The 22,626-nt window shown below is 49.0% G+C and carries 18 protein-coding genes; 12 read left to right on the top strand and 6 right to left on the bottom strand.

The features are described from left to right. The first annotated feature begins 64 nt into the window (after positions 1–64). Complete coding sequence (locus tag BM082_RS14135; protein ID WP_017013320.1) at positions 65–712, top strand: LysM-like peptidoglycan-binding domain-containing protein; 648 nt, start codon at positions 65–67, stop codon at positions 710–712. A gap of 118 nt (positions 713–830) precedes the next feature. Here BM082_RS14135 and BM082_RS14130 read toward each other — a convergent pair whose 3' ends face one another. Together BM082_RS14130 and BM082_RS14125 are read right to left on the bottom strand one after the other, a co-directional pair. Next, positions 831–1,295, bottom strand: a complete 465-nt coding sequence (locus BM082_RS14130) for a GNAT family N-acetyltransferase (protein WP_017013321.1) — start codon at positions 1,293–1,295, stop codon at positions 831–833. Between the two features lie 297 nt (positions 1,296–1,592). Further along, the gene (locus BM082_RS14125; RefSeq protein WP_074927434.1) at positions 1,593–3,545 is read right to left on the bottom strand and encodes a bifunctional 2',3'-cyclic-nucleotide 2'-phosphodiesterase/3'-nucleotidase; all 1,953 of its coding nucleotides are present in this window, start codon (positions 3,543–3,545) and stop codon (positions 1,593–1,595) included. A 321-nt stretch (positions 3,546–3,866) separates the two neighbouring features. Here BM082_RS14125 and cysG point away from each other — a divergent pair, with 321 nt between their 5' ends. From cysG to cysC, 5 genes are read left to right on the top strand one after another with little or no spacing between them, the layout of a single operon-like run. Continuing rightward, complete coding sequence (cysG, locus tag BM082_RS14120) at positions 3,867–5,288, top strand: siroheme synthase CysG (RefSeq protein WP_017011207.1); 1,422 nt, start codon at positions 3,867–3,869, stop codon at positions 5,286–5,288. 14 nt (positions 5,289–5,302) lie between these two features. Continuing rightward, positions 5,303–6,211, top strand: a complete 909-nt coding sequence (gene cysD / locus BM082_RS14115; protein ID WP_017011206.1) for a sulfate adenylyltransferase subunit CysD — start codon at positions 5,303–5,305, stop codon at positions 6,209–6,211. A gap of 10 nt (positions 6,212–6,221) precedes the next feature. After that, complete coding sequence (gene cysN / locus BM082_RS14110; RefSeq protein ID WP_017013324.1) at positions 6,222–7,655, top strand: sulfate adenylyltransferase subunit CysN; 1,434 nt, start codon at positions 6,222–6,224, stop codon at positions 7,653–7,655. A 5-nt stretch (positions 7,656–7,660) separates the two neighbouring features. Then, positions 7,661–9,388 (top strand): SLC13 family permease, encoded by a 1,728-nt coding sequence (locus BM082_RS14105; protein WP_017011204.1) that lies wholly within the window; start codon positions 7,661–7,663, stop codon positions 9,386–9,388. A gap of 17 nt (positions 9,389–9,405) precedes the next feature. Further along, on the top strand, positions 9,406–10,026 hold the full coding sequence (cysC, locus tag BM082_RS14100) for an adenylyl-sulfate kinase (protein WP_017013325.1): 621 nt from the start codon (positions 9,406–9,408) through the stop codon (positions 10,024–10,026). On the opposite strand, the gene BM082_RS14095 is transcribed toward cysC, so the two are convergent. Further along, a complete protein-coding gene (locus BM082_RS14095) occupies positions 10,027–10,947 on the bottom strand; it encodes a TIGR03899 family protein (RefSeq protein ID WP_017013326.1) in 921 nt (306 codons plus the stop codon). A 291-nt stretch (positions 10,948–11,238) separates the two neighbouring features. Next, on the bottom strand, positions 11,239–11,793 hold the full coding sequence (locus tag BM082_RS14090; RefSeq protein ID WP_017012178.1) for a YtfJ family protein: 555 nt from the start codon (positions 11,791–11,793) through the stop codon (positions 11,239–11,241). 360 nt (positions 11,794–12,153) lie between these two features. On the opposite strand from BM082_RS14090, the gene BM082_RS14085 reads away from it, so the two are divergent. Next, complete coding sequence (locus BM082_RS14085) at positions 12,154–12,360, top strand: DUF1107 domain-containing protein (protein WP_017012177.1); 207 nt, start codon at positions 12,154–12,156, stop codon at positions 12,358–12,360. 121 nt (positions 12,361–12,481) lie between these two features. Here BM082_RS14085 and msrA read toward each other — a convergent pair whose 3' ends face one another. Then, positions 12,482–13,129 carry a peptide-methionine (S)-S-oxide reductase MsrA gene (gene msrA, locus BM082_RS14080; RefSeq protein ID WP_074927432.1) on the bottom strand — a complete coding sequence of 216 codons (648 nt, stop codon included), beginning with the start codon at positions 13,127–13,129 and terminating at the stop codon, positions 12,482–12,484. 221 nt (positions 13,130–13,350) lie between these two features. Here msrA and tamA point away from each other — a divergent pair, with 221 nt between their 5' ends. Together tamA and tamB are read left to right on the top strand one after the other, a co-directional pair. Continuing rightward, a complete protein-coding gene (tamA, locus tag BM082_RS14075) occupies positions 13,351–15,072 on the top strand; it encodes an autotransporter assembly complex protein TamA (RefSeq protein WP_425285240.1) in 1,722 nt (573 codons plus the stop codon). Then, positions 15,069–18,803 (top strand): autotransporter assembly complex protein TamB, encoded by a 3,735-nt coding sequence (gene tamB / locus BM082_RS14070; protein ID WP_017013329.1) that lies wholly within the window; start codon positions 15,069–15,071, stop codon positions 18,801–18,803. The genes tamA and tamB overlap by 4 nt, the downstream gene beginning before the upstream one ends. Before the next feature lie 70 nt (positions 18,804–18,873). Here the strand turns inward: tamB and fbp are convergent, their stop codons facing one another. Next, a complete protein-coding gene (gene fbp, locus BM082_RS14065) occupies positions 18,874–19,890 on the bottom strand; it encodes a class 1 fructose-bisphosphatase (RefSeq protein ID WP_017012173.1) in 1,017 nt (338 codons plus the stop codon). A 316-nt stretch (positions 19,891–20,206) separates the two neighbouring features. On the opposite strand from fbp, the gene mpl reads away from it, so the two are divergent. The 3 genes from mpl to BM082_RS14050 form a co-directional block, all read left to right on the top strand. After that, a complete protein-coding gene (gene mpl / locus BM082_RS14060; RefSeq protein WP_074927427.1) occupies positions 20,207–21,595 on the top strand; it encodes a UDP-N-acetylmuramate:L-alanyl-gamma-D-glutamyl-meso-diaminopimelate ligase in 1,389 nt (462 codons plus the stop codon). Beyond that, on the top strand, positions 21,588–22,220 hold the full coding sequence (locus BM082_RS14055; protein ID WP_017013331.1) for a flavin prenyltransferase UbiX: 633 nt from the start codon (positions 21,588–21,590) through the stop codon (positions 22,218–22,220). Before mpl ends, BM082_RS14055 begins: the two co-directional genes overlap by 8 nt. Positions 22,221–22,393: 173 nt before the next feature. Next, on the top strand, positions 22,394–22,626 hold a 233-nt coding region (locus BM082_RS14050), incomplete at its 3' end, for a transposase domain-containing protein (RefSeq protein ID WP_208862534.1).

Raw genomic sequence — 22,626 nt, 5'->3', positions numbered from 1 at the left:
CCACATGAATCATTGATAGATAAACAGATTCCTTCATTACCCGATGGGAAGATTGGGAGAGGTTATGACCCTGAAAGGAAAACGCGAAAAGGGACAAGCAGCAACACTGCCTATGGGTGATGCTGTGAAGGCGGCCATTGAAAAAGCAATGGCGACAATTAAACCTTATTTTGCCCGTGTAACGCCCTATTGGGATGCGTTGCCAAAACCACACCGCATTGGCGTGTCTGCGCTTGCAGGGTTACTGGTGGTGCTTTTACTGTGGCCATCCAGTGATGATAACGCTGCGGTGCCAGAAATCACGGCGAATGGGGAGCGTGTTGCGTTACCGCTGACGTTTGAAAACCAAGACCCTGCTGAAGATGACGGGTTTAACCAAAATGGTTCAGAGGTGGTGTCTACCCAAACGGTGTCACAGCGAAATGCCAATACACCACAAAACGTGAATACGGATTGGGTGAATTACGAAGTGGCGCGGGGCGATACCTTGTCGAATATATTCAGACAGCAAGACCTGCCTTTGCCTGACCTCTACGCAATCTCTTCGATTGAAGGGGATGACAAACCGTTGAGCCGCATTCAGCCAGGGCAGTTGCTGCGCTTTAAGCGTGATAGCCAAGGTGAATTAGACATGATCCAGATTGAGGTCTCGAAAGACACGTCGGTGATCTTCTTTCGATTGTCTGATGGTAGTTTTGCACGTCGTAAGTAGCGGGCAAGTCGCAACAGCTCACATGGGACGCGAAGAAAATCAGGGCATGAAAATCTTCATGCCCTGATGTTTGTCGTGAATGCTTTGCGTTCAAGCGCTGACGGCTGCGCGGCTGATCTTATGCTGGGGGGGTAATGCCTACTCTGCGCATATCGATGTGCGGAATGCCGTCTTCCAAATACTCTTCCGAAATTTCTTCAAAGCCGTGTTGACGGTAAAACTTACGTAAATGGTATTGCGCCCCGATGGTTATTGGCGCATCCGGCCACACCTCTTGTGCTTGGCGTAGTGCGTGTTTCACCAGTTCGTTGCCACAGCCATTTCCGCGTTCTGTATGCGCCGTTACAATGCGGCCTATGCTCATTTCAGGGTAGGTGAGACCTGCTGGTAAGAGGCGGGCATAGGCGGTCACCTTGTCATCTCGATACCCGAGCACATGTCGGGTTTCAGGGTGCAGGTCGTGGCCGTCGAGCTCGGGGTATGCACAGTTTTGTTCAACCACGAACACATTGGTACGTAATCGAAGTAAATCGTACAGCTGCCGCGTAGACAACTGACGAAAGGTCAAGGTTATCCATTGCATGGTTTTATGATCCTACTAATTATTAAAAATCTTGGGCGATAACGCGCTTACCTTTTTTGTTTATAGAGCGCCGTGGTTGTTTATGGAGCGTCGTGGTTGCTTATGGGACGTCATGCTCGGGTAAACAAGAAAGGTAAACACGCCTTTATCTTTTTATTCGTCTATGTCACCAAAAATTAGTCCATTTCACCCAAAACTGCTTGATAAGATAATAAAAAACCGCGGCTTAGGCCGCGGTTTTTTTGTACTAAATTCAACAATTTTCACTAATGAAACATTGAATTAACAAGCTGTTAATTATTTCTTTAAATCAATGCGGTATTGGGCAAAGCCAACATCATCATTGCCGACTTTTTCCATCGGATAATGCCCTTTGGCGTTGATGAACTGTGCAGCTTTGTCGCTTGGCGAGGTTTCAAAAACGACATCGAGTTTGGCGTCAGTTTTAATCGGCGCGAAGGTCCAGTTGTTGTCGGCCGTTGGTGTGACTTCCCCTTTTTTCTTGGTCACGCTGCTGATGTAGTTTGCTACCACAGTGCGGTTTTCATCTGGCGAGGCAAAGGCAATGAAATCGTTGCCTGTTCCTGGGAATTTGCCCAAGTATGCGCGGTAGTTGTTCGCCGCCACCAAGAATGGCTGAGTTGCCTGCACTGGCTTGCCATTGAAGGTCAGGCCTTTGATGCGCTCTGCATCTGGGTTAACCAGATTACAATCGCTGTCGTAGCGAGCAGGTTGGGTCACATCGATCTGGTAGTTTACGCCGTCAATGACATCAAAGTTATACGTGCGGAAACCGTCCCAGTTGATCAGTGATTGTTGTGCCGTAGATGCAGGGTCGATTTGGTTGAATTGCCCGGCGCTGCACTCAAGCCATTCTTTTACTTCTTTACCGGTCACTTTGAGTGTTACCAGGGTGTTCGGGTAAAGGTAAAGGTCTGCGGCATTACGGAAAGTGAGCTCGCCGGCTTCAACTTCGGTGTAGTTACCGGGATCGTTTTTACGGCCACCGGCTTTAAACGGGGCTGCTGCAGAAAGAACAGGAATGCCTTCAAGATCCGGATCGCCCTGAATGAAGCGCTCAACGTAATCTTTCTGTGCAAGGTTAACGATCTGAACCGTTGGATCATCTTGTACCAGCGACAAGAAGCTGTACATCACGTCATTGGCTTTACCAATCGGTTGGTTGACGAAAGCGCGGGTAGCTTTGTGATCGTGTTCTAGCGCTTTGCGCATTGCAGGATCGGCTTGTGCGATTGATTCGCCATCAAAGATCGGACGTGATTCGGTTTGAACTGGCGTGACGACCCAATCATCGCCTTGCTTATCGAGCTGAAGATCCATGATGCCGACATGGCTACCCCAACGGCCCGGCATGACGGCTGCGACGCCTTTGATGGTGCCTTTTTTGTTGTCGACGCCTTGAATGTCATCAAAGCCTTTGCCCGGGAAGACGGCGTGAGAGTGACCGAATGCAATGGCATCAATACCTTCAACGTCGGCGAGGTAGTAGACCGAGTTTTCTGCCATGGCTTTATATTCGTCTTGCGACAATCCTGAGTGCGGGATGGCAACAATCACGTCTGCGCCCTTGGCTTTCATCTCAGGCACCAGTTTGTCTGCAGTGGCTTTGATGTCTTTCGCAATCACTTTACCGTCTAGGTTTTTCTTATCCCACACCATGATTTGTGGTGGCACAAAACCGATATAGCCGACTTTCACCAGATGCGCTTTGCCATCGGTGTCTGTCATGGTGTGTTCTTTGATGATGTAAGGTGTGAAGTACGATTTGCCCGTATTGGCGTCAAAGACGTTTGCCGACACGTAAGGGAAATTGGCGCCTTCTAAGGTACGGTCGAGGAAGTCGAGGCCGTAGTTGAACTCGTGGTTACCAATGTTGCCTACGTCGTAGTTAAGCTGATTCATGGCTTTGTAAACGGGGTGGATTTCACCTTCTTCAATGCCTGTAGCCGCCATGTAGTCGCCCATTGGGCTGCCTTGAATCAGGTCGCCATTGTCCACGAGGACACTGTTTTTCACTTCGTTTTGCGCTTTTTTCACCAAAGTGGCAGTGCGGACCAACCCGATTTTCTCACTCGGCTTGTCTTTGTAGTAATCGTAATCCATCACATTGGTGTGAATGTCGGTGGTTTCGATGATGCGCAGCTTGATGGTCTCTGCCATCGCTGGGCTTGCCATCACTAGCAGGCCAGATAGAACAGCCATCGAGAGTGGTCGAGGTGAAAGTGTCATGTGTGTCTCCTGAGGATCTACGACAAAGGGGCATTACCTACTTTTTTATGCAAAAAGTGGATGTGGTCATATTGTGCATAGTAGGCACCGCTATAGGTTACATTTCATCAATTTGTGTGATCTCGATTTTCAATTAATCTCAATGCTGCTCACGCTTTGCGCACCGCTAAGCGTGAAATTTGTGATCTCATCACATGCCCTGTTTTAGGCTTGAGAAAGGTGTTAAATAACCAAAATGTTATAAAAAATGAAATTTTAGAATTTCAAGTAATATCAGCAACTCTTTATAGTGACGTCTAAAGGATTGAAAGGACGCTCACTATGGATTATTTGCCGATTTTTGCGAAGCTGGAAGGCCGACCGTGTTTAGTGGTTGGCGGCGGCGAAGTCGCATGGCGCAAAACGCGTATGCTGATGAAAACCGGCGCAGCGGTTACCGTTGTTTCTCCTGATGCTGATCATGAAGTGGTTGAAGCGGCAAAACGCGGTGAGTTGGTTTGGGTGCAAGAAGGCTTCTCGCCTGAGCATTTAAAATCCATGTTCTTGGTGATTGCAGCGACTGATAATCCACTTGTGAATGAACTGGTTTCGCAAGCGGCAAACGCGCGAAACATTCTTGCCAATGTGGTGGATGACACGCCGAAATGCAGTTTCATCGTCCCTTCTATTGTTGATCGCAGCCCGATTGTGATTGCGATTTCTTCTGCGGGTAAATCCCCTGTCTTAGCGCGTTTGTTACGCGAAAAACTTGAAACCCTTATTCCTTCTCATGTTGGTCGCATGGCAAAGCTTGCCGGCGAGTTTCGTGACACCTTGAAAAAGAAAGTCACTACCCTGAACGGACGCAGAAAGTTCTGGGAAATGGCGTTTGATGGTCGCTTTAGCTCGCTAGTGGCGGCAGGTGATGAAGACGGCGCAAAAGCGGAGCTGGAAAAGCTGACAACCGGTGTGTCACTGCAAGGTGAAGTGGCCCTGATTGGTGCAGGCCCGGGTGACCCAGGTTTGTTGACGTTGCGCGCCCTGCAATTGATGCAGCAAGCGGACGTGGTGCTTTATGACTACTTGGTGTCTGACGAAATCATGGAGCTTTGCCGTCGTGATGCTGAGCTTATTTGTGTCGGCAAACGTGCAAGCTATCACAGCGTGTCTCAGGAAGAGACCAATGACATGTTGGTGAAGTATGCCCAAAAGGGGCATCGCGTGGTGCGCTTGAAAGGCGGCGATCCTTTCATGTTTGGTCGTGGTGGTGAAGAACTTCAAGTGCTTCAAGAAGCGGGTGTGCCATTTCAAGTGGTGCCCGGCATTACCGCCGCTGCAGGCGCAACGGCGTATGCCGGCATTCCTCTTACACATCGCGATCATGCTCAAACGGCGATGTTCATTACGGGTCACCTTAAAAAAGAAGACGACAGTTTCCGCTGGTCAACACTGGCGCGTGGTCGTCAAACCTTGGTGATTTATATGGGGTTGATGAAAAGCGCTCATATTCAAGAACAATTAATTCAACATGGGCGTGACCCTCAGACGCCCGTTGCAATCATAGAGAACGGCACACGTACCAATCAAAAAATCTATACAGGTACATTGGGCGAGTTGTCGACGTTGGCCGAAGGTGTGGGATCTCCTGCATTGATTGTTGTCGGCGAAGTTGTACAGCTTGCTGATCAGTTGAACTGGTTTGGAAAGCAATCCTTCAATACGGCGGGTGATATTCACGCTCCAGCCGTGGTTAATTTAGGCTAAGGAAATATCAAAGAATGGAAGCCAAGACCCTTACCCACCTCAAGCAGCTTGAGGCAGAAAGTATCCATATCATTCGTGAAGTGGCGGCGGAATTTGATAATCCCGTGATGATGTACTCCATCGGGAAAGACAGCTCCGTGATGCTTCACCTTGCGCGCAAGGCGTTTTATCCGGGCAAAATTCCGTTCCCATTGCTTCACGTTGACACGGATTGGAAATTCAAAGAAATGATTGAGTTTCGCGATCGTGCCGCGAAAGAACATGGTTTTGAACTGCTGGTTCACCAAAACCCTGAAGGCATCGCAATGGGTTGTAGCCCGTTCGTGCATGGTTCTTCAAAGCACACTGACATCATGAAAACCCAAGGTCTGAAGCAAGCGCTCGACAAATATGGGTTTGATGCAGCATTCGGCGGTGCACGTCGTGACGAAGAAAAGAGCCGTGCAAAAGAGCGCGTTTATAGCTTCCGCGATAAGAACCACCGTTGGGATCCGAAAAACCAACGTCCTGAACTTTGGCACACCTACAACGGCCAAGTGAACAAAGGCGAAAGCATCCGTGTTTTCCCTCTGTCGAACTGGACTGAGCTTGATATTTGGCAATACATCTACCTAGAAGGCATCGACATTGTGCCGTTGTATTTGTCAGAAATTCGCCCAGTGGTCGAGCGTGACGGCATGCTGATCATGGTTGATGACGACCGCATGGAATTGCGCGAAGGCGAGAAAGTTGAATACAAGAGTGTGCGTTTTAGAACACTTGGCTGTTATCCACTGACGGGTGCGGTTGAATCAACGGCAGATACCTTGCCGGGCATCATTGAAGAAATGCTGGTGGCGACCTCAAGTGAGCGCCAAGGCCGTGCCATTGACCACGACCAGTCCGGCTCAATGGAATTGAAGAAACGTCAGGGATATTTCTAAGGGATTAAGCATGAACAGCGTAATTGAACAACAAGTTGCCGAGCTAGGCATTGAAGCTTATCTGGATCAGCATCAGCATAAATCCCTGTTGCGTTTCCTAACCTGTGGTTCGGTGGATGATGGTAAAAGTACCCTTATCGGCCGCTTGCTCCACGATTCACACCAGATTTATGAAGATCAACTTGCGGCCATCCATTCCGACAGTCAAAAAGTCGGTACGACGGGCGAGAAGCCCGATCTGGCATTGCTGGTTGATGGCCTGCAAGCAGAGCGCGAGCAAGGGATCACGATCGACGTGGCGTATCGTTATTTCTCAACGCGTCCACGTAAATTCATCATTGCTGATACCCCGGGGCATGAGCAGTACACCCGTAACATGGCCACCGGTGCATCGACCTGTGATCTGGCGGTGATCTTGATTGATGCGCGTAAAGGCGTGTTGGATCAGACTCGACGTCATTCCTACATCGCGAGCCAACTGGGTATTCGCCAGTTCATTGTTGCGGTGAACAAAATGGATTTGGTGGGCTTTGAAGAATCACGCTTTGAAGAAATCAAAGCGGAGTACTTGGAGTTTGCTAAGAAGCTGAACCGTAACATCAATATTCAGCTTGTGCCTCTGTCTGCCCTTGAAGGCGACAACGTGGTTGAGCGCAGTGCGCAATCTCCATGGTACGAAGGCGATACGCTTCTGACCATGTTGGAAACCGTGGACGTAAGCAGCGACAAAGATAAAGGTCCGTTCCGCCTGCCTGTGCAGTATGTGAACCGTCCAAACCTCGATTTCCGTGGTTTCTCAGGCACGATTGCTGGTGGTTCCATTCGTCCTGGTGATGAAGTGAAAGTATTGCCATCAGGCAAAACCTCAACGGTTGATCGCATCGTTACCTTCGATGGTGACCTTGAGTTTGCCCATGCAGGTCAAGCGGTGACCATCACATTGAAAGATGAGATTGATTGCAGCCGCGGCGACTTAATTGTTCCTGTTGCTGAAACGCACAAAGCGACCAGCAAACTGGCGGCAAGCATTGTGTGGATGGATGAATCTCCGTTAGAAATTGGTCGTCAATACGACATCAAAGTGGCGGGCAAGAAAACCGTGGGTTCGGTGAGCAAAATCCGCCACCAAGTCGACATCAATTCGCTGGATACTTTTGACACTGACAGCCTTGCCCTTAACGGCATTGCAGAGTGTGAAGTGGAACTGACGGAGTCTGTGTCACTCGATCTGTATCAAGAGTGCGCGGATACTGGTGGCTTCATCGTGATCGATCGTCTGACGAACGTTACTGTGGGCGCGGGCATGATCAGTGAGCTCCTTGATGATCAAGCATCAGCTGTTCAAGGTACTGACATCTCGGCGTTTGAAGTTGAGTTCAATGCGCTGGTTCGTAAGCATTTCCCACATTGGAATGCGCGCGATATCAGTAAGTTGTTGGGGTAATTCCCATGAGCTGGGATCAGTCTCTGGTATCAGGTCTGTTGCTGGCTATTGTGGCAGGGTTGGTGTTTACCAAAATCAAACCTGCCATTTTATTCGCTGGTGCAGCATTCATTGCGTTTCAATCTGGACTGGTGAACATCGAGGCATTAGCAGGGAACTTCACCAACAGTTCCCTGCTGACCTTGGTATTGCTTATTCTTTCTTCCGCAGCGCTTGAGAAAACGCGCCTCGTGAGTTGGGTGAGTGGACAACTTGCCAGTGGTCGATTGGGCACTGTTGTGGCTAAGCTTGGGCTTTCTACGGCAGTACTGAGCTCTTTTACCAACAACACGGCGGTTGTCGTGTCCTTGATTGGCGCTGTAAAACGAAATCGTCGCCATGCGCCGTCGCGTCTTCTTATCCCCCTGTCGTACGCGGCGATTCTTGGCGGCACCCTTACGCTTATCGGTACCTCTACCAACCTCATCATCAATAGCTTTGTGGAAAGCGCAGGGCTACCTAGTCTCGGTTTCTTTGCACCTTCCGCCATTGGCCTTGCCGTTCTCGCGGGCGGCTTGCTCGTGCTTATCCCATTTTGTTATCTATTGCCTGACTATGATGACCAAAGTGAAGATGATTTGCCGTATGTGTTGGAAGCGGCGATAGAACCTGGCTCGCCACTTGCTGGTCGAACCGTGTCAGACAATGACCTTCGTGCACTTCGTCGTTTGTATCTGGCGGAAGTGGTACGCGATGGTGAATTGATTGCGCCAGTTTGCCCAGACATGGTGCTAAAAGAAGGCGATAAACTGCAGTTTTGTGGAGACGTAGAAAGTGTCGCGACCTTGCAAGAAATTGAAGGGTTGGCGCTCTTTGGTCAACACCACATCAATGGACAGAATCTGTTGGAAGTGGTGGTTAGCCACAGTGCTTCGATTTTAGGAAAAACCCTTAAAGAAGCGAAATTCCGTGAGAATTTTGATGCTGTGGTGGTCGCAATTCGCCGCGGACATGAGAAGCTTGAAGGTGGGCTAGGCAACATCACATTGCTTGCCGGTGACACCTTGGTGATCGTGCCAGGTAAAGGGTTTGTGGCTCAGAAAAAACAACTCGAACGTGAATTCGTGTTGGTGAATGGCCTTGATTCAAGTGCGCGCCTTGATGGTGCCATGAGTGCTTGGGTGCTAGCAGGCTTTGCCACTGTCATCGGTTCTGCGTTGTTGGAATGGGTGCCTTTGCTTAATGGACTCGCGGCATACTTGATGGTGTTACTGCTCACGGGTGTGGTCAATTTAGGCGAGGTACAACGCCGTTTTCCTGCTGAAATTGTCGTGATTGTTGGCAGTGCCTTGAGTTTGGCGCAGTTGATGATTGAAACAGGCATGTCAGCCCGAATGGGCGATTTGTTTATCTATTTATTTAATGGTTGGGGTGTCTATGGCGCATTAATTGCGACCTATCTCCTCACCTTAGTGCTGACGGAACTTGTTACCAATAACGCCGCCGCAGCGCTGGCATTTCCGATCGGTTATAGCTTGGCATTAGGCTATGGCGTGGATCCGATGCCTTTTATCATGGCGGTATTATTTGGTGCGAGCGCGAGCTTTATTTCGCCATATGGTTACCAAACGAACCTTCTGGTCTACAGTGTGGGTAATTATCAACTGACTGATTACCTTCGCATTGGCTTGCCGTTGTCGTTGGTGTATTCCGCGTTGGTGCTGGGATTGATTCCCGTCTTTTTTCCATTTTGATTTACAAGGATTGAGTTATGAGTGCAGCGGATACGCCGCATCCGGATGAGAACGTGGTTTGGCACAAGCATGCCGTTGACAAGCAGTTCCGTTCTGAACAGAAAAAGCAAAAGCCAGCTTTGCTGTGGTTCACAGGGTTGTCGGGTTCTGGCAAGTCGACCGTTGCGGGTGCGCTAGAGAACAAACTCGCTGAGTTGGGTCATCATACGTATTTGCTTGATGGTGACAATGTTCGCCATGGTCTTTGTCGCGATCTGGGTTTTTCTGACCAAGACCGTCGTGAAAATATTCGCCGTGTGGGCGAAGTGGCAAAGTTGATGAGCGATGCGGGATTGATCGTCCTGTCTGCTTTCATTTCACCGTTTCGTGATGAGCGTCAATTGGTGCGTGAACTTCTGCCTGACGGTGAGTTTTTCGAAGTGTATGTGGATACACCGCTTGAGGTGTGTGAATCTCGCGATCCTAAAGGGCTATACAAGAAAGCCCGTGCAGGAGAGATCAAGGCGTTCACTGGGATCAGCTCTGCGTATGAAGCGCCAGAGCAACCCGAGATCCACTTGTACACCGATCAGCACAGCGTTGATGCGTTGGTTGACCAGTGTGTGGAGCAACTCCGCAAAGCGGGTGTGATCGGCTGATCACGCCTTCGTGTTAACTGTCGATCCTATGTCGCTGTTAACGTCGAACGCGTGTGACAACAGTGCCATCAGAGCATCGAGGTATTCTGGGTGGGTCTTTTGACCCACCAGTTTCGCCAATTCATTGCCCGTTGGGCTGAAACGGTAATAGTAAATTCGTGTTCCCTTTCTAAACGGTGTCAGCATGAAGTTTTTTCCCTGACCTGATAACGCCAAATCGGCGGATGGATCCATCGCGCCAGATTCCAATTCCGTTCTCAAAATCAGCCCCAGATCCATCAGCAGCATCAGATCCGTAAATGGCAACTTGTAGTTTCCCAGCGCAAGGCGCTCGGCCAAGTCTGGCTTAAACCAGCGTTTCACGCCTTGTTCGGGTTGTCTAAAGCCTGTGATGAGTTTGTTTGCGCCATCACTGCCAAAGGTACAGGCGAGGGTGCATGCGCGTTGCAGTGCTTGCGCTTCGCGTTGTGTCATGGTTTCGAGCAGCGACAGTGCTTTCAAAGAAGTGCTGCCGGGTTTGATCATTTCCTGCTTCAGAATACGCGCCCACAAGTTTTGCATGGCATCGCCATAGATGGTTTTGGCCATTTCAAAGAAGCGGTAAAGCCAATCAGGATCCGGTGAGTTTGCGGCCTCGTCGCGGCAAAGATCGTGGGTTAACTTGATGATCTTTTCGAGGTTAGCTTGTTGCTGTTGCTTCAGCTGTAACTGTCGATATGCCGCGCGGGTTGTTAGGCTGTCATGTTCAACCTCGTGCAACATTGCATCAATATGGTGAAGACCTGCGATTGCCTCGAGTCGATGTTGACTCGATTTGATGTGGTTTTCTTGGCGGTGATGGGCGTTTTCAGCCTCTTTCTTTGGTTCAGAAGCCGCTTTTTCATTGACGTCAATCAGTACGGGGTTGCGTTGTTCAGCCATGATCTCATCCATTTCACAACGTTAAGGTAATGTTTTCGCGACGATTTAGAGAAGGTTGTATTTAATCTGCTATGTTAAAATTAAATTAAATTTGTTAACATTTGGCATCGATTGGTTTTGACAGGGAGGTAACGCTACGATGAAGAAATTCAAAGTAAACACAGTGAATATCCTGCTTGTCGTCTTTTATGTTGCCACCTTGCTCTACCTTTCTCAGTTTATCGGCTGATCGAGACAAAACATTAAAAAACCCGCCAATTGGCGGGTTTTTGTTTTGATGAGTGAGAAAGATCACTGAATCAGTTTGTTCACAAGATCAATCACTTGTTTGATTTCAACTTCATTGAGGGCGCCTTCTTTAACAAAGCGAACAACACCTTCTTGGTCGACAACAACGATGGCTGAGTTTTCCTCTCTTAGGTTCCATGCCCCTGCAACCGCACCGCTTTCATCCAGAACAATAGAAGACCAACTAAATTCGCGTTTGCTGTCTTCCGCTGAAGATTTTACAAAGCCTCCAGTCCCCCAGATCGCATCATCCTGGTTGATGATGGTGGTGGTTTGGTAGGTATCGTTTGAGAAATCTGCCGCTTTAATTGCTTCTACAAGCGGTGCATTCATCTCTTTCGAGCTGCTGCGCCCTGCGATGGCTTGAATGATGCGTGCTTTACCGGTGAGTTCTGCGCTGCTCCACGTTTTGAAGCCGACATCATCGCCGCTAAGGGTGAGTTCACCGTATTTTTCCACTGACACTGATGGCAGTGCTTGGCCGTTATTGATGTTGTGTGCCTGAGCAAAAGTGGAGATGAGAGCGGTTGCCAAGGCAAGCATTTTGAGTTGACGCATAGAGGTTTATTCCCCATTTATTAGAGTGTTGTAAGAATATAGCCGAAACCGAAAGCCTGACCGTACCAATAACAGATCCAACCACTCAAAAACGACATTCGGTTTACCACCGATTGAATCTTATTTGAGATCATGTGTCGTATATTTACCACGTGTTATTTTTTGACTACGCTTTAAGGGTTGTTGTAGAAAACAGTGGGAACGATATGTCGACACGTTGTCCAAATATTCAGTACCAACACAATGTGAAGTGAGCCCCAGTAGTTGGCATTTAGATTGCATTAAACAAATGTCTGCCATAAATGAAACCTATGGCGTGTGATGCAGGTCTTTTATCTTAAGACATGGAGGAGTTCATCAATGTTACGAATTTTTCATCAATACCGTCCCCGTCAGGTTGCGCGTTATGTGAAAGGCTTCTTCCGCGGTCGTGTATACATCGACGGCGTTGGCGCATTTGAGTTTGATTGCGGCAAGTTGTTACCGCCATCTCGAAAGGATAAACGGGCGTTGGCCGTCATGAATGAAGTGAATAGTGAAATTCGCGCCATGGCGATTGCTGCATAACACGACGCACAAACCGTTAGTTGTATTCTAAAGAAAACGCCCAGCACTGCTGGGCGTTTTTGATCCATGCGTTACCACATGAACACATCTTAGGTTTCGGTTTTTAATAGGGTATTAGGCCCTACTTGTCCCTTTCCCAAGGGGGAAGGCAAACCCCCGTTCCACCTATGCCACAGTAACCTTGAGGGTTCTTCTCTAAGTACTGCTGATGATAGGTTTCTGCAAAATAGTAAGGGCCAGCTTCGGCGACTTCAGTGGTGATCTCTGACGATTTGCCCGCATCAACCAGCGCTGCCTGGTAAGCGGCTTTGCTTGCTAACGCTGCGTCTTTTTGCGCGTCATTATAGTAATAAATCGCAGAACGATACTGAGTACCCACGTCATTTCCTTGGCGCATCCCTTGCGTGGGATCATGGCTCTGCCAAAAAGTAGTCAGTATGGTTTCCAGCTGAATTTTCGCTGGATCGTAGACCACTTGTACAACCTCTGTATGGCCAGTTTGCGCCGTACATACATCGCGGTAACTTGGATTTACGGTGAAGCCGCCACTGTAGCCGACCGACGTTGAGGTCACGCCATCGAGTTGCCAAAATAGGCGCTCAGCCCCCCAGAAACAGCCCATCCCCACAAGGATCTGTTCTTGATTAACTGGCGTTTCGGCGCGCAGTACCGATCCATTGACGGCATGAGGCTCAGTCGGAATGATTTGTTCCATTCTATCTGGAAGCGCCTCTTGAGCGGTTATAGTATGTTGTTTACTTGTTATCATACTTCGACTCCTTGTCGTCTGGTTTCTCTCGACCCTGTATACTCTCAGTCATTCTAAGAGGCGAGCTCTTAGCGCTAAACGGATTTTAGATCGGGTTGAGTATTTTTATCGTGCTTTGATGCACTTTTGCAACAGAACAACCCCACCGTTAAGCGGTCATACTGTTAAGTATTTTGTTTTCATTGTGACTCTCAAGGTGAGAGAAAGACGTACGGTTAATGATAGATAAACGATTAATACCTTGGCTTGTTAGTGGAATGATGTTGATGCCTGGGGTGGCTTTTGCGGACATTGACTTCGACATCGACGGGCTAAAAAAGCCTTTGGAAGAAAATGTCAGGGTTTATCTCGATGCGATTCCTGAGAATGAACGACGTCTAAATTTCCGTTTTCAATCTCGTGTAACAGATGAAGTGAGCAGAGCACTTCAAGCCCTTGGGTACTATGATCCGACAGTGACATTTACTGTTGAAGATAAAGCGTCCAGTGATGACGCCACTGTGGTGCTCAATATAGACCCGGGTCCACCGGTTTTAATTGCAGACATGGATGTAAAACTTGAAGGCGAAGCGGAAAATGACCCCGCTTTCAAAGCGCTGCTTGAAACTGCGCCTAAAGTTGGCGATGTGTTAAACCAAGGGCAATACGATTCACTCAAATCATCCATTCAAAGCCTTGGCATACGACGTGGTTATTTTGACGGCGAGTACATGCTTTCCCGACTAGAAGTTGCCCCTGGCCTTCAAAAAGCGTATTTCCGATTGCATTACAAAAGTGGTATTCGTTATCACTTTGGCCAGATCGTGTTTCACGATAGCCAAATCAATGAAGAACGCCTCGAAAGCATGTTGACCTTTACAGAGGGCGACCCTTATCTGGTTACGGATTTAGGTGCGTATAACCAAGCGCTATCGAATACAGGGTGGTTTTCGTCGGTATTGGTGGAAGCTGGGCTTGATGACATGCGTGATGATCGCGTACCTATTTCTGTGTCACTTGCGCCTGCACCACGAAATCAATTTGAAACGGGGGTGGGTTACTCGACGGACACCGGCCCTCGTGTAAAAATTGGTTGGAAAAAACCTTGGTTTAACAGCCGTGGGCACAGCTTGAATACCGACCTTTATGTTTCCTCACCTAAACAGACGCTTGAATCGACCTATAAGATCCCACTTGAAGATGTTCAGCGCGAATACTATCAAGTGCAAGTCGGTGTCGAGAACCTCGACAACAACGATACGAAAAGCTTGGAATTGACGTCATCAGTGTCACGCCATTGGAAATTTGACACGGGCTGGCAGCGGTCAGTGTTCCTTCGCTGGCTCTATTCGGATTACACCCAAGGGACGGATTCTGATATCTCAAACCTCATCTTACCGGGGATTAACTTTTCCCGTGTTCGAAGCCGAGGTGGCGCAATGCCATATTGGGGTGACAAGCAATCCATTACCTTTGAAATGGCAGATCCTATTTGGGGTGCAGACATCAATCTCTATCGCGTGATTGGGCAAACCGCGTGGATCCGTAGCTTGAATGACAACAATCGCGGTATCGTTCGAGTTAACGGCGGCGGCGTGTTTACCGATGAATTTGAGCGTGTGCCACCGTCGTTGCGTTTCTTTGCGGGTGGTGACAACAGCATTCGTGGTTATGGCTATGAATCGATTTCTCCACGGGATGAAAAAGGTAATTTGCTCGGTGGTAGCTACATGGCGACGGGCAGCTTGGAGTACAACTACCGCGTGACAGGAAACTGGTGGGCGGCATTGTTTGTTGATGCCGGTGATGCTTGGACAACGAGCAGCCCTTCGTGGAAAACGTCAGCAGGTGTTGGTGTGCGTTGGGAATCTCCGGTTGGTCCTGTGCGCTTCGATATCGCCCACGGCTTTGAAAATGAAAGCGATGACTTTCAGCTCCACTTCAGTTTGGGGCCAGAACTATGATGCGCTGGATTAAGCGATTGCTTGTCACCGTTTTCTTTGTGATGGTGTTTGTTTTCGTCGTGGTAGGGGCGTTCTTAATTACCCCTGGCGGCGTTAAATTTGCGGTGTGGGGGGCTCAAGAAGCCTTGCCTGAATTGAGCATTGAGGATCAAGAAGGCGCGGTATTGAATGGCTTCACTTTGAAAGGGGTGTCTTACCAATCGCCGGCGTTTTCATTGACCAGTGACTCCTTATTCTTGGATATCAATGCGAAGTGTTTGCTGACACCTGTGTTGTGTATTGATGGGCTAACCGCTGATGGTCTTGTTGTGATGGTGGGTGAAACAGCCCCTTCGCCAGAAGACAACACACCTTCAGAGCCTGTGACGGAGATATCGACGCCTGTTCCGCTCTTTTTAAGCGGCGTTGCATTGAGTGATATCACGTTGGATATTCTCGGCACAAAAGTGCATTGGGACTCCTTGACTACCGCCGCGCAAATGCAGCGCAGCACACTGACATTAAAGCCAACAACGTGGCAGGGCATCTCTGTCACCCTGCCGCCAGCGAGCAATGACACGTCAGCCAACACCTCGACATCTGTGCCACAAGCGCAAAAGCAAGCTCTGGCCTTGCCTGAAGTAAATATCCCATTGAATGTCGTTATCGAACGTTTTGAACTGAAAGATGCCGATTTACATTTGCCCGAAAAACAGACGATCCATCAGTTCTTGCTGGAAGGCTCTGCGGGTGGAAATGACATTACGATCAAACAATTAGTCTTGGATGCCGAACAAGGGAAAGTGTCACTCAATGGTGATGTATCACTGAAAGGTGAGTACCCACTGACATTGGATGCGCTGGCAAAGGTGCGTATGGCACCGCTTGGTGGGCATTCGCTGAAACTTGATGCGAAGGGCGATCTCAAGGCGTTGGAGCTGGATGCCGCGTTGAAAGGTGTGTTGGCTGCAACCTTGTCAGGCAAGCTGAATATGATTGACCCTGATATTCCTTTTTCCCTGTTACTCACGAGCCGTAATCTGCAATGGCCTATTGATAAGCCTGCGGAATACCGTCTGTCATCAACGGCACTGCGTGCCAATGGCAGCTTGGCGGATTATCGCGCTACGCTCAAAACCAGCGCCACTGGGGATGTCATTCCTGACATGACGCTCAGCACGAATCTCTCGGGCAGTTTGTCGAAGATCGCGTTAAGCAACTTTAAACTCGATACCCTGGGCGGCAACATTGCAGGCTCTGCAAACGCGGATTGGGCAAAACAGGTGAACTGGAAGACAACACTCAGTTTCAATGATATTCAGCCGGGGCTGAAATGGCCTGAAGCTGAAGGGCAGTTGTCTGGCACCTTCACGAATAAAGGGCGCTTAACGTCGCAAGGTGGCTGGCAAGTCGAAGTTCCAGAGCTTGATATTCAGGGCACTATCCGTGAGCAAGCACTCACATTGATAGGGCAAGTTGATGCGTCTGACGTGAAAGGCAAAGGCGATTTGTTGGTGGAAACCCAAGGGTTGTCATTACGCCATGGGCCAAACCGCGTTGATGTCTCAGGACAAATAGACAAAGCACTCGATCTTGATGTGTTGCTGGATTTACCGTCTCTTTCTGCGTCGCTACCACAGGCGAAAGGCAGTGTGAAAGGTGACGTCGCGTTATCTGGCACCTTGGACGCGCCAACGGCGTCTGTGAACCTCAATGCGTCTACCTTGGCGTGGGAAGAATTGGTGTCGGTAAAGAGCGTCAAAATGCGCGGCTCCGTGTCTCCATTGCCTATTGTGAGTGGCGGTCTTGTGGTTGATGTTGCTGGAGTGAAAGCGGAAGGCGTGGATGTTTCAACGCTGTCGTTACGCGCTTCTGGCGATGAAAGCGACCAAACTGTGTCGCTCAACGTTGATGGCACACCGGTGGGTGTCGAACTGGCCCTACAAGGGCAGTTAGATCGTAAAACGGGTTGGAAAGGAAAATTATACGCATCCAAACTGACCACACCGGTTGGCCCTTGGACATTGGAAAACGACGTGCCGTTGGCGGTGGATTTTAAAACATCGTCGGTGGATGTTGGCGCGTTTTGTTGGACGCAGCACCAAAGCCGCGTTTGTTTAGACAAACCAGCCAAGGTTGCGGATAGCGGCGAGGCAAGTGTGTCTATCGTTGATTTCAACTTGGATATTTTACAGGCCTACTTACCAGTGACCACCATGATCCAAGGTGAACTTGATGCGAAAGCCGATGTGGGTTGGACACCAAATGCATTGCCGACAGTGAAGGCGTCAGTGTCTCTCTCTAAAGGCCAGGTTGTCGAACAAATGGATCTGCCTTTAACGTTCGGTTGGGACAAACTCGATCTGAATGCGGTATTGGCTAACGAAAAATTGAATGCGGATTTCGATCTGGATTTAACCAACAATGGCTCGGTGACACTGAACGCTGAAATGACCAAACTCTCGAGTGAGAATCGCGCGTTGAAAAGTGCTTTCCTGCTAGAGGGCGTGAACCTGGATTTCCTCTCTGCTGCGCTCGGTGAAGATTCCATCTTGAAAGGTGAGCTAAACGGCAACGTTGTACTCAATGGTGCACTTGATGCACCCAGTGCCACCGGTAACATTGATCTTACTGGGTTGAAGTTACAAAGCTTGGCGGCACCTGTTGAGATCACTCAAGGTCAAATTGGTATCGACCTAAAAGGTTATAAAGGCCAGTTAGACGGTGGCATTAAAACCCCGGATGGTGATCTGACGCTGTCAGGTACGGCCGATTGGACGAAATTGGATGCGTGGCTTGCCTCATTGAATGTCGCGGGTGAGCGACTAAAAGTGGTGGTGCCGCCAATGGTGGCGCTGGAAGTTAGCCCCAACATGACGTTGAAAGCGAACCCGAAACAAATTGATGTGACCGGAAAGGTCTCAGTGCCTTGGGGACGCATCATCGTTGAAACCCTGCCTGAATCTGCGGTGCAAGTGTCTAGCGACGTAGTGCTTCTGAATGATGAACTTCAGCCGATTAGCAAAGAGGAAGCACCGCCCATCACGATCAACGCCGCGATCAACGTCAATATAGGCGACGATGTGCGATTAGAAGCCTTTGGTTTGAAAACCTTGCTGGTGGGTGATCTGAATGTGGCGAGTAATCGCAAAGGGCCATCGGTGTCGGGTGATATCAACCTAGAGGAAGGAACATACCGCTCCTTTGGGCAGGATTTGACCATCAAAAAGGGGCAGATCTTGTTTAATGGGCCACCAGAACAGCCTTATTTGCAGATTGAAGCGATCCGAAACCCGAACGCGATTGAAGACAACGTCGAAGCGGGCATTCGTGTCACGGGCCCAGCTGATGCACCAGAGGTGTCGGTGTTCTCTGATCCTGCTATGCCACAGGCAAATGCACTGTCTTATTTGGTGCGAGGTCGAAATCTCGATAGCGAATCTGATGGCAATGGCATGACATCCATGTTGATCGGCCTTGGCCTATCGCAAAGCGGTAAGCTGGTTGGGCAGCTTGGTGAAGCCTTTGGTGTTCAAGATTTGTCGGTGGATACTTCAGGCAGCGGTGATGATGAAAAAGTTGAAGTCTCTGGCTACATTTTACCTGGCTTACAGGTGAAATACGGTGTGGGGATCTTCACGAGTTTGCCGGAGTTTACGGTGCGGTATCGCTTGCTGACAGATCTGTATCTGGAAGCGGTATCGGGTGCTGACAATGCTGTGGATTTGCTCTATCAGTTCAGCATTAAGTAGCGACCAACTCGAACAGTAGTGTCAGTTTTGCACAGAAGAAAAAGCCCGCAGTTGCGGGCTTTTTTGTGTCTTATTCTTGGTCAGGGCTGTCCCTTAAAAACGCTTCCACTTTGTCTACCATATGCGTAGATCCAACAAAGTAGGGCACGCGCTGATGGAGTTCTGTCGGTTTGATATCAAGGATGCGCTGCTTACCGTCAGAGGCTTTGCCGCCGGCTTGCTCCATGATGAACGACATCGGGTTGCACTCATACAGTAAGCGCAGCTTGCCGCTTGGGTAGGCCGCTGTACTTGGGTAGAGGTAGATGCCGCCTTTCAGCATATTTCGGTGGAAATCCGAAACCAAAGAACCGATGTAGCGCGATGTGTATGGGCGATTATCTTCCGGTTCATTTTCTTGGCAGTATTTGAGGTACTTCTTCACACCCTGTGGGAATTTGATGTAGTTACCTTCATTGATCGAGTAGATCGTGCCTTCTTCTGGGATGCGCATGTTTTCATGCGACAAGCAGAACACACCGATTGATGGATCGTACGTAAAACCATGTACACCGTTCCCCGTGGTGTAAACCAACATGGTGGAAGAACCATAGATGATATAGCCTGCAGCCACTTGTTTGTTGCCAGGTTGAAGGAAGTCGTCAAGATTAGCGGGTTGGCCGAGAGGTGAGATACGGCGGTAGATGGAGAAAATCGTACCGACAGAGACGTTCACATCAATGTTTGATGAGCCATCGAGAGGATCCATCAAAATGACGTATTTGGCATTGAGTCCATGGGCTTCGTCAAAGATCACAACATCGTCTTCTTCTTCACTGCCGACGCCACATACTTGGTCGCGAGCAGCCATGGCCGCTTTGAATTTTTCATTGGCATAGACGTCGAGTTTTTGTTGTTGTTCGCCTTGCACATTTTCACTGCCGAACCCACCGGTAATATCAACCAAGCCTGCTTTGTTGATTTCACGGTGAACGATTTTTGCGGCTAAACGGATGGAAGACAGCAACGAGCTCAATTCGCCACTGGCTGTTGGGTATTCATGTTGCTTTTCAACGATGAACTCGCCAAGTGTTCGCATATCGGACATTTCAGATCCTTTTGATGTCTGGAATCGGATTCTTGGGTAAGATGATTGAAAACAAGAAGGTGCATTTAGCAAGCGACAAACAAAAATCGCACCAGTGTTCTCCCGTTGATTTATTCTTTTCAATGTAGACATAAGACGGGTGGCAAAGAGAAAAGCCCCCCAAAATTGCGCAACATCTGAACAATAAATCAACTTGTTACCGAGTTTAAAGTGTAGAACTTTTTATTAGTAACGAAGTAATTTGAACGAGCTTGGAACTGTGATCGCAGCGCGGTACACGCCAAGATAAAGTGACTTTCAAGGCTGACGAAACGTTATGCATATACATATTTTAGGGATTTGTGGCACCTTCATGGGTGGCGCAGCCATCTTAGCCCGACAATTGGGCCATAAAGTCACAGGCTGTGACGCCAACGTGTACCCGCCAATGAGCACGTTGCTTGAATCTCAAGGGATCGAGATCATTCAAGGTTACGATCCTGCCCAGCTTGATCCCGCGCCCGATCTTGTTGTTGTCGGTAATGCGATGAGCCGCGGTAATCCATGTGTCGAATATGTCCTCGATAAGAATCTGAATTACACGTCGGGTCCGCAGTGGCTGCTTGAATTTTTGCTTAAAGATCGCTGGGTGCTTGCCGTTGCGGGAACGCACGGCAAAACCACCACAGCGAGCATGTTAGCGTGGGTGCTGGAAGATTGCGGCTACCAGCCAGGTTTTTTGATTGGCGGTGTACCCGGTAATTTCGGTGTGTCAGCACGCTTGGGTGAAAGCATGTTCTTCGTGGTGGAAGCGGACGAGTATGACAGTGCCTTTTTCGATAAACGATCGAAGTTCGTTCACTACCACCCACGCACCTTGATTTTGAATAACTTAGAATTCGATCATGCTGACATTTTTGACGATCTTGCTGCGATAAAACGTCAATTCCACCATTTGGTGCGTACGGTTCCAAGCCTTGGTCGCATCATTGCCCCTGCAGAAGATGTGAACGTAAAAGACACCTTGGACATGGGATGCTGGAGCGAGCTTGAATTTGCCGGTGACGATGGCTTATGGAAAGCCGAGAAGCGTGTTGCTGATGGCAGTGAGTTTGATGTGTGGTTTGACGGCGAACGTGTTGGTACGGTCAAGTGGGACTTGATTGGTGACCATAACGTGAGCAACGCGCTAATGACCATTGCCGCCGCGCGACATGTGGGTGTCACGCCAGATTTGGCTTGTGAATCGATAGGATCTTTCATCAACACCAAACGCCGTCTTGAGCACAAAGGTGATTTCGCGGGCGTGACTGTGTATGACGATTTTGCACATCACCCAACCGCCATCAAAACCACATTGGAAGGCTTGCGAGCGAAAGTGGGTGAGCGACGTATTCATGCGATCCTAGAACCAAGATCCAACACCATGAAGCTTGGCGTACATAAAGATGATATTGCCCCGTCTTTGGACAGTGCTGACACTGTGACGTTGTTCCAACCTGACCATATCAAATGGTCGGTGAAAGAGGTTGCTGATGCGTGTAAAGCGCCGTCTGAGTGCTTTGATGACATTGATGCTCTCGTCGCTTCCATTGCGACAAATGTGAATAGTGATGACGTGGTATTGGTCATGAGTAACGGCGGTTTTGGCGGCATCCATGACAAACTTAAAGCAGCGTTAGAAAACAGAACTTCAAACCGTGACACGTTGGAGGCGCATGGTTAATTCGACGAAAAATGACAAACGCATCACGCTGGCGTGGAGCGGGGCATCCGGCGCGCCTTACGGTATTCGCTTGTTGGAATGTTTGTTGGCAGCAGACTACGAGGTCTATCTGCTGATTTCATCTGCGGCGCGTGTCGTACTAGCAACGGAGCATGGTTTAAAGCTGCCATCAGGCCCTGATGCCGCAAAGGAGGCGCTGACAAAGCACCTCACTGTATCGACGGATAAGTTGAATGTGTGTGGCAAGGAGGATTGGTTTTCTCCTGTCGCGTCTGGCTCGGCTGCGCCAAAGCAGATGGTTGTGTGTCCATGCTCTGCGGGCTCACTTGCTGCGATTGCTCATGGTATGTCGGATAACTTGGCTGAACGTGCTGCGGATGTGGTGCTAAAAGAGCGAGGCCAATTGTTATTGGTTGTCCGTGAAACACCGTTTTCGACGTTGCATTTAGAAAACATGCTTAAGCTGTCAAAGATGGGTGTCACCATTATGCCGGCTGCGCCAGGGTTTTATCATCAACCTCAGACGATCGAAGATTTGGTCGATTTCATGGTTGCACGTATTTTGGATCATCTTGGTGTTGAGCAAGGCTTAGTGCCTCGCTGGGGATATGATCAGAGGCCATGAGGGTGAGTGAGGATTGCTTTTAAAAATAAGGCGTCCTGCTTTCGGTCAGAAGTCCATTCAGACATGGCGCAATAAAAAAGGGCAGTCGATACTTAATGCCGATCGTTTTAAGTCATTGAACGATCCTACGCAGGCTTCATAATCGGCCTCAACATTGTTGAGGCCGATTTTTTATGTCTGAGTTTTTGAAAGAGTTACACATCACCGCTGAGTTTTGCCAAGACCACCCTATCAACGCATTCTCTAAACACATTCCTCTTGAGTGGGTTGAAGAAGCAGTCAAACAAACCGGACGCGCTTCTTTGCGTAAACGTCGCTTTCCCGCTGAGCAGGCTGTTTGGCTAGTTTTAGGGATTGGATTACTGCGCAATCGCTCGATTCAGAATGTTTGTGACCAACTTGAGTT

Origin of the sequence: Enterovibrio norvegicus DSM 15893, from assembly GCF_900115495.1 — a bacterium.
Taxonomy (GTDB): domain Bacteria; phylum Pseudomonadota; class Gammaproteobacteria; order Enterobacterales; family Vibrionaceae; genus Enterovibrio; species Enterovibrio norvegicus.
Note: the sequence above shows the minus strand (reverse complement) of the source record. Positions and strands in the feature narration are given on the sequence as shown.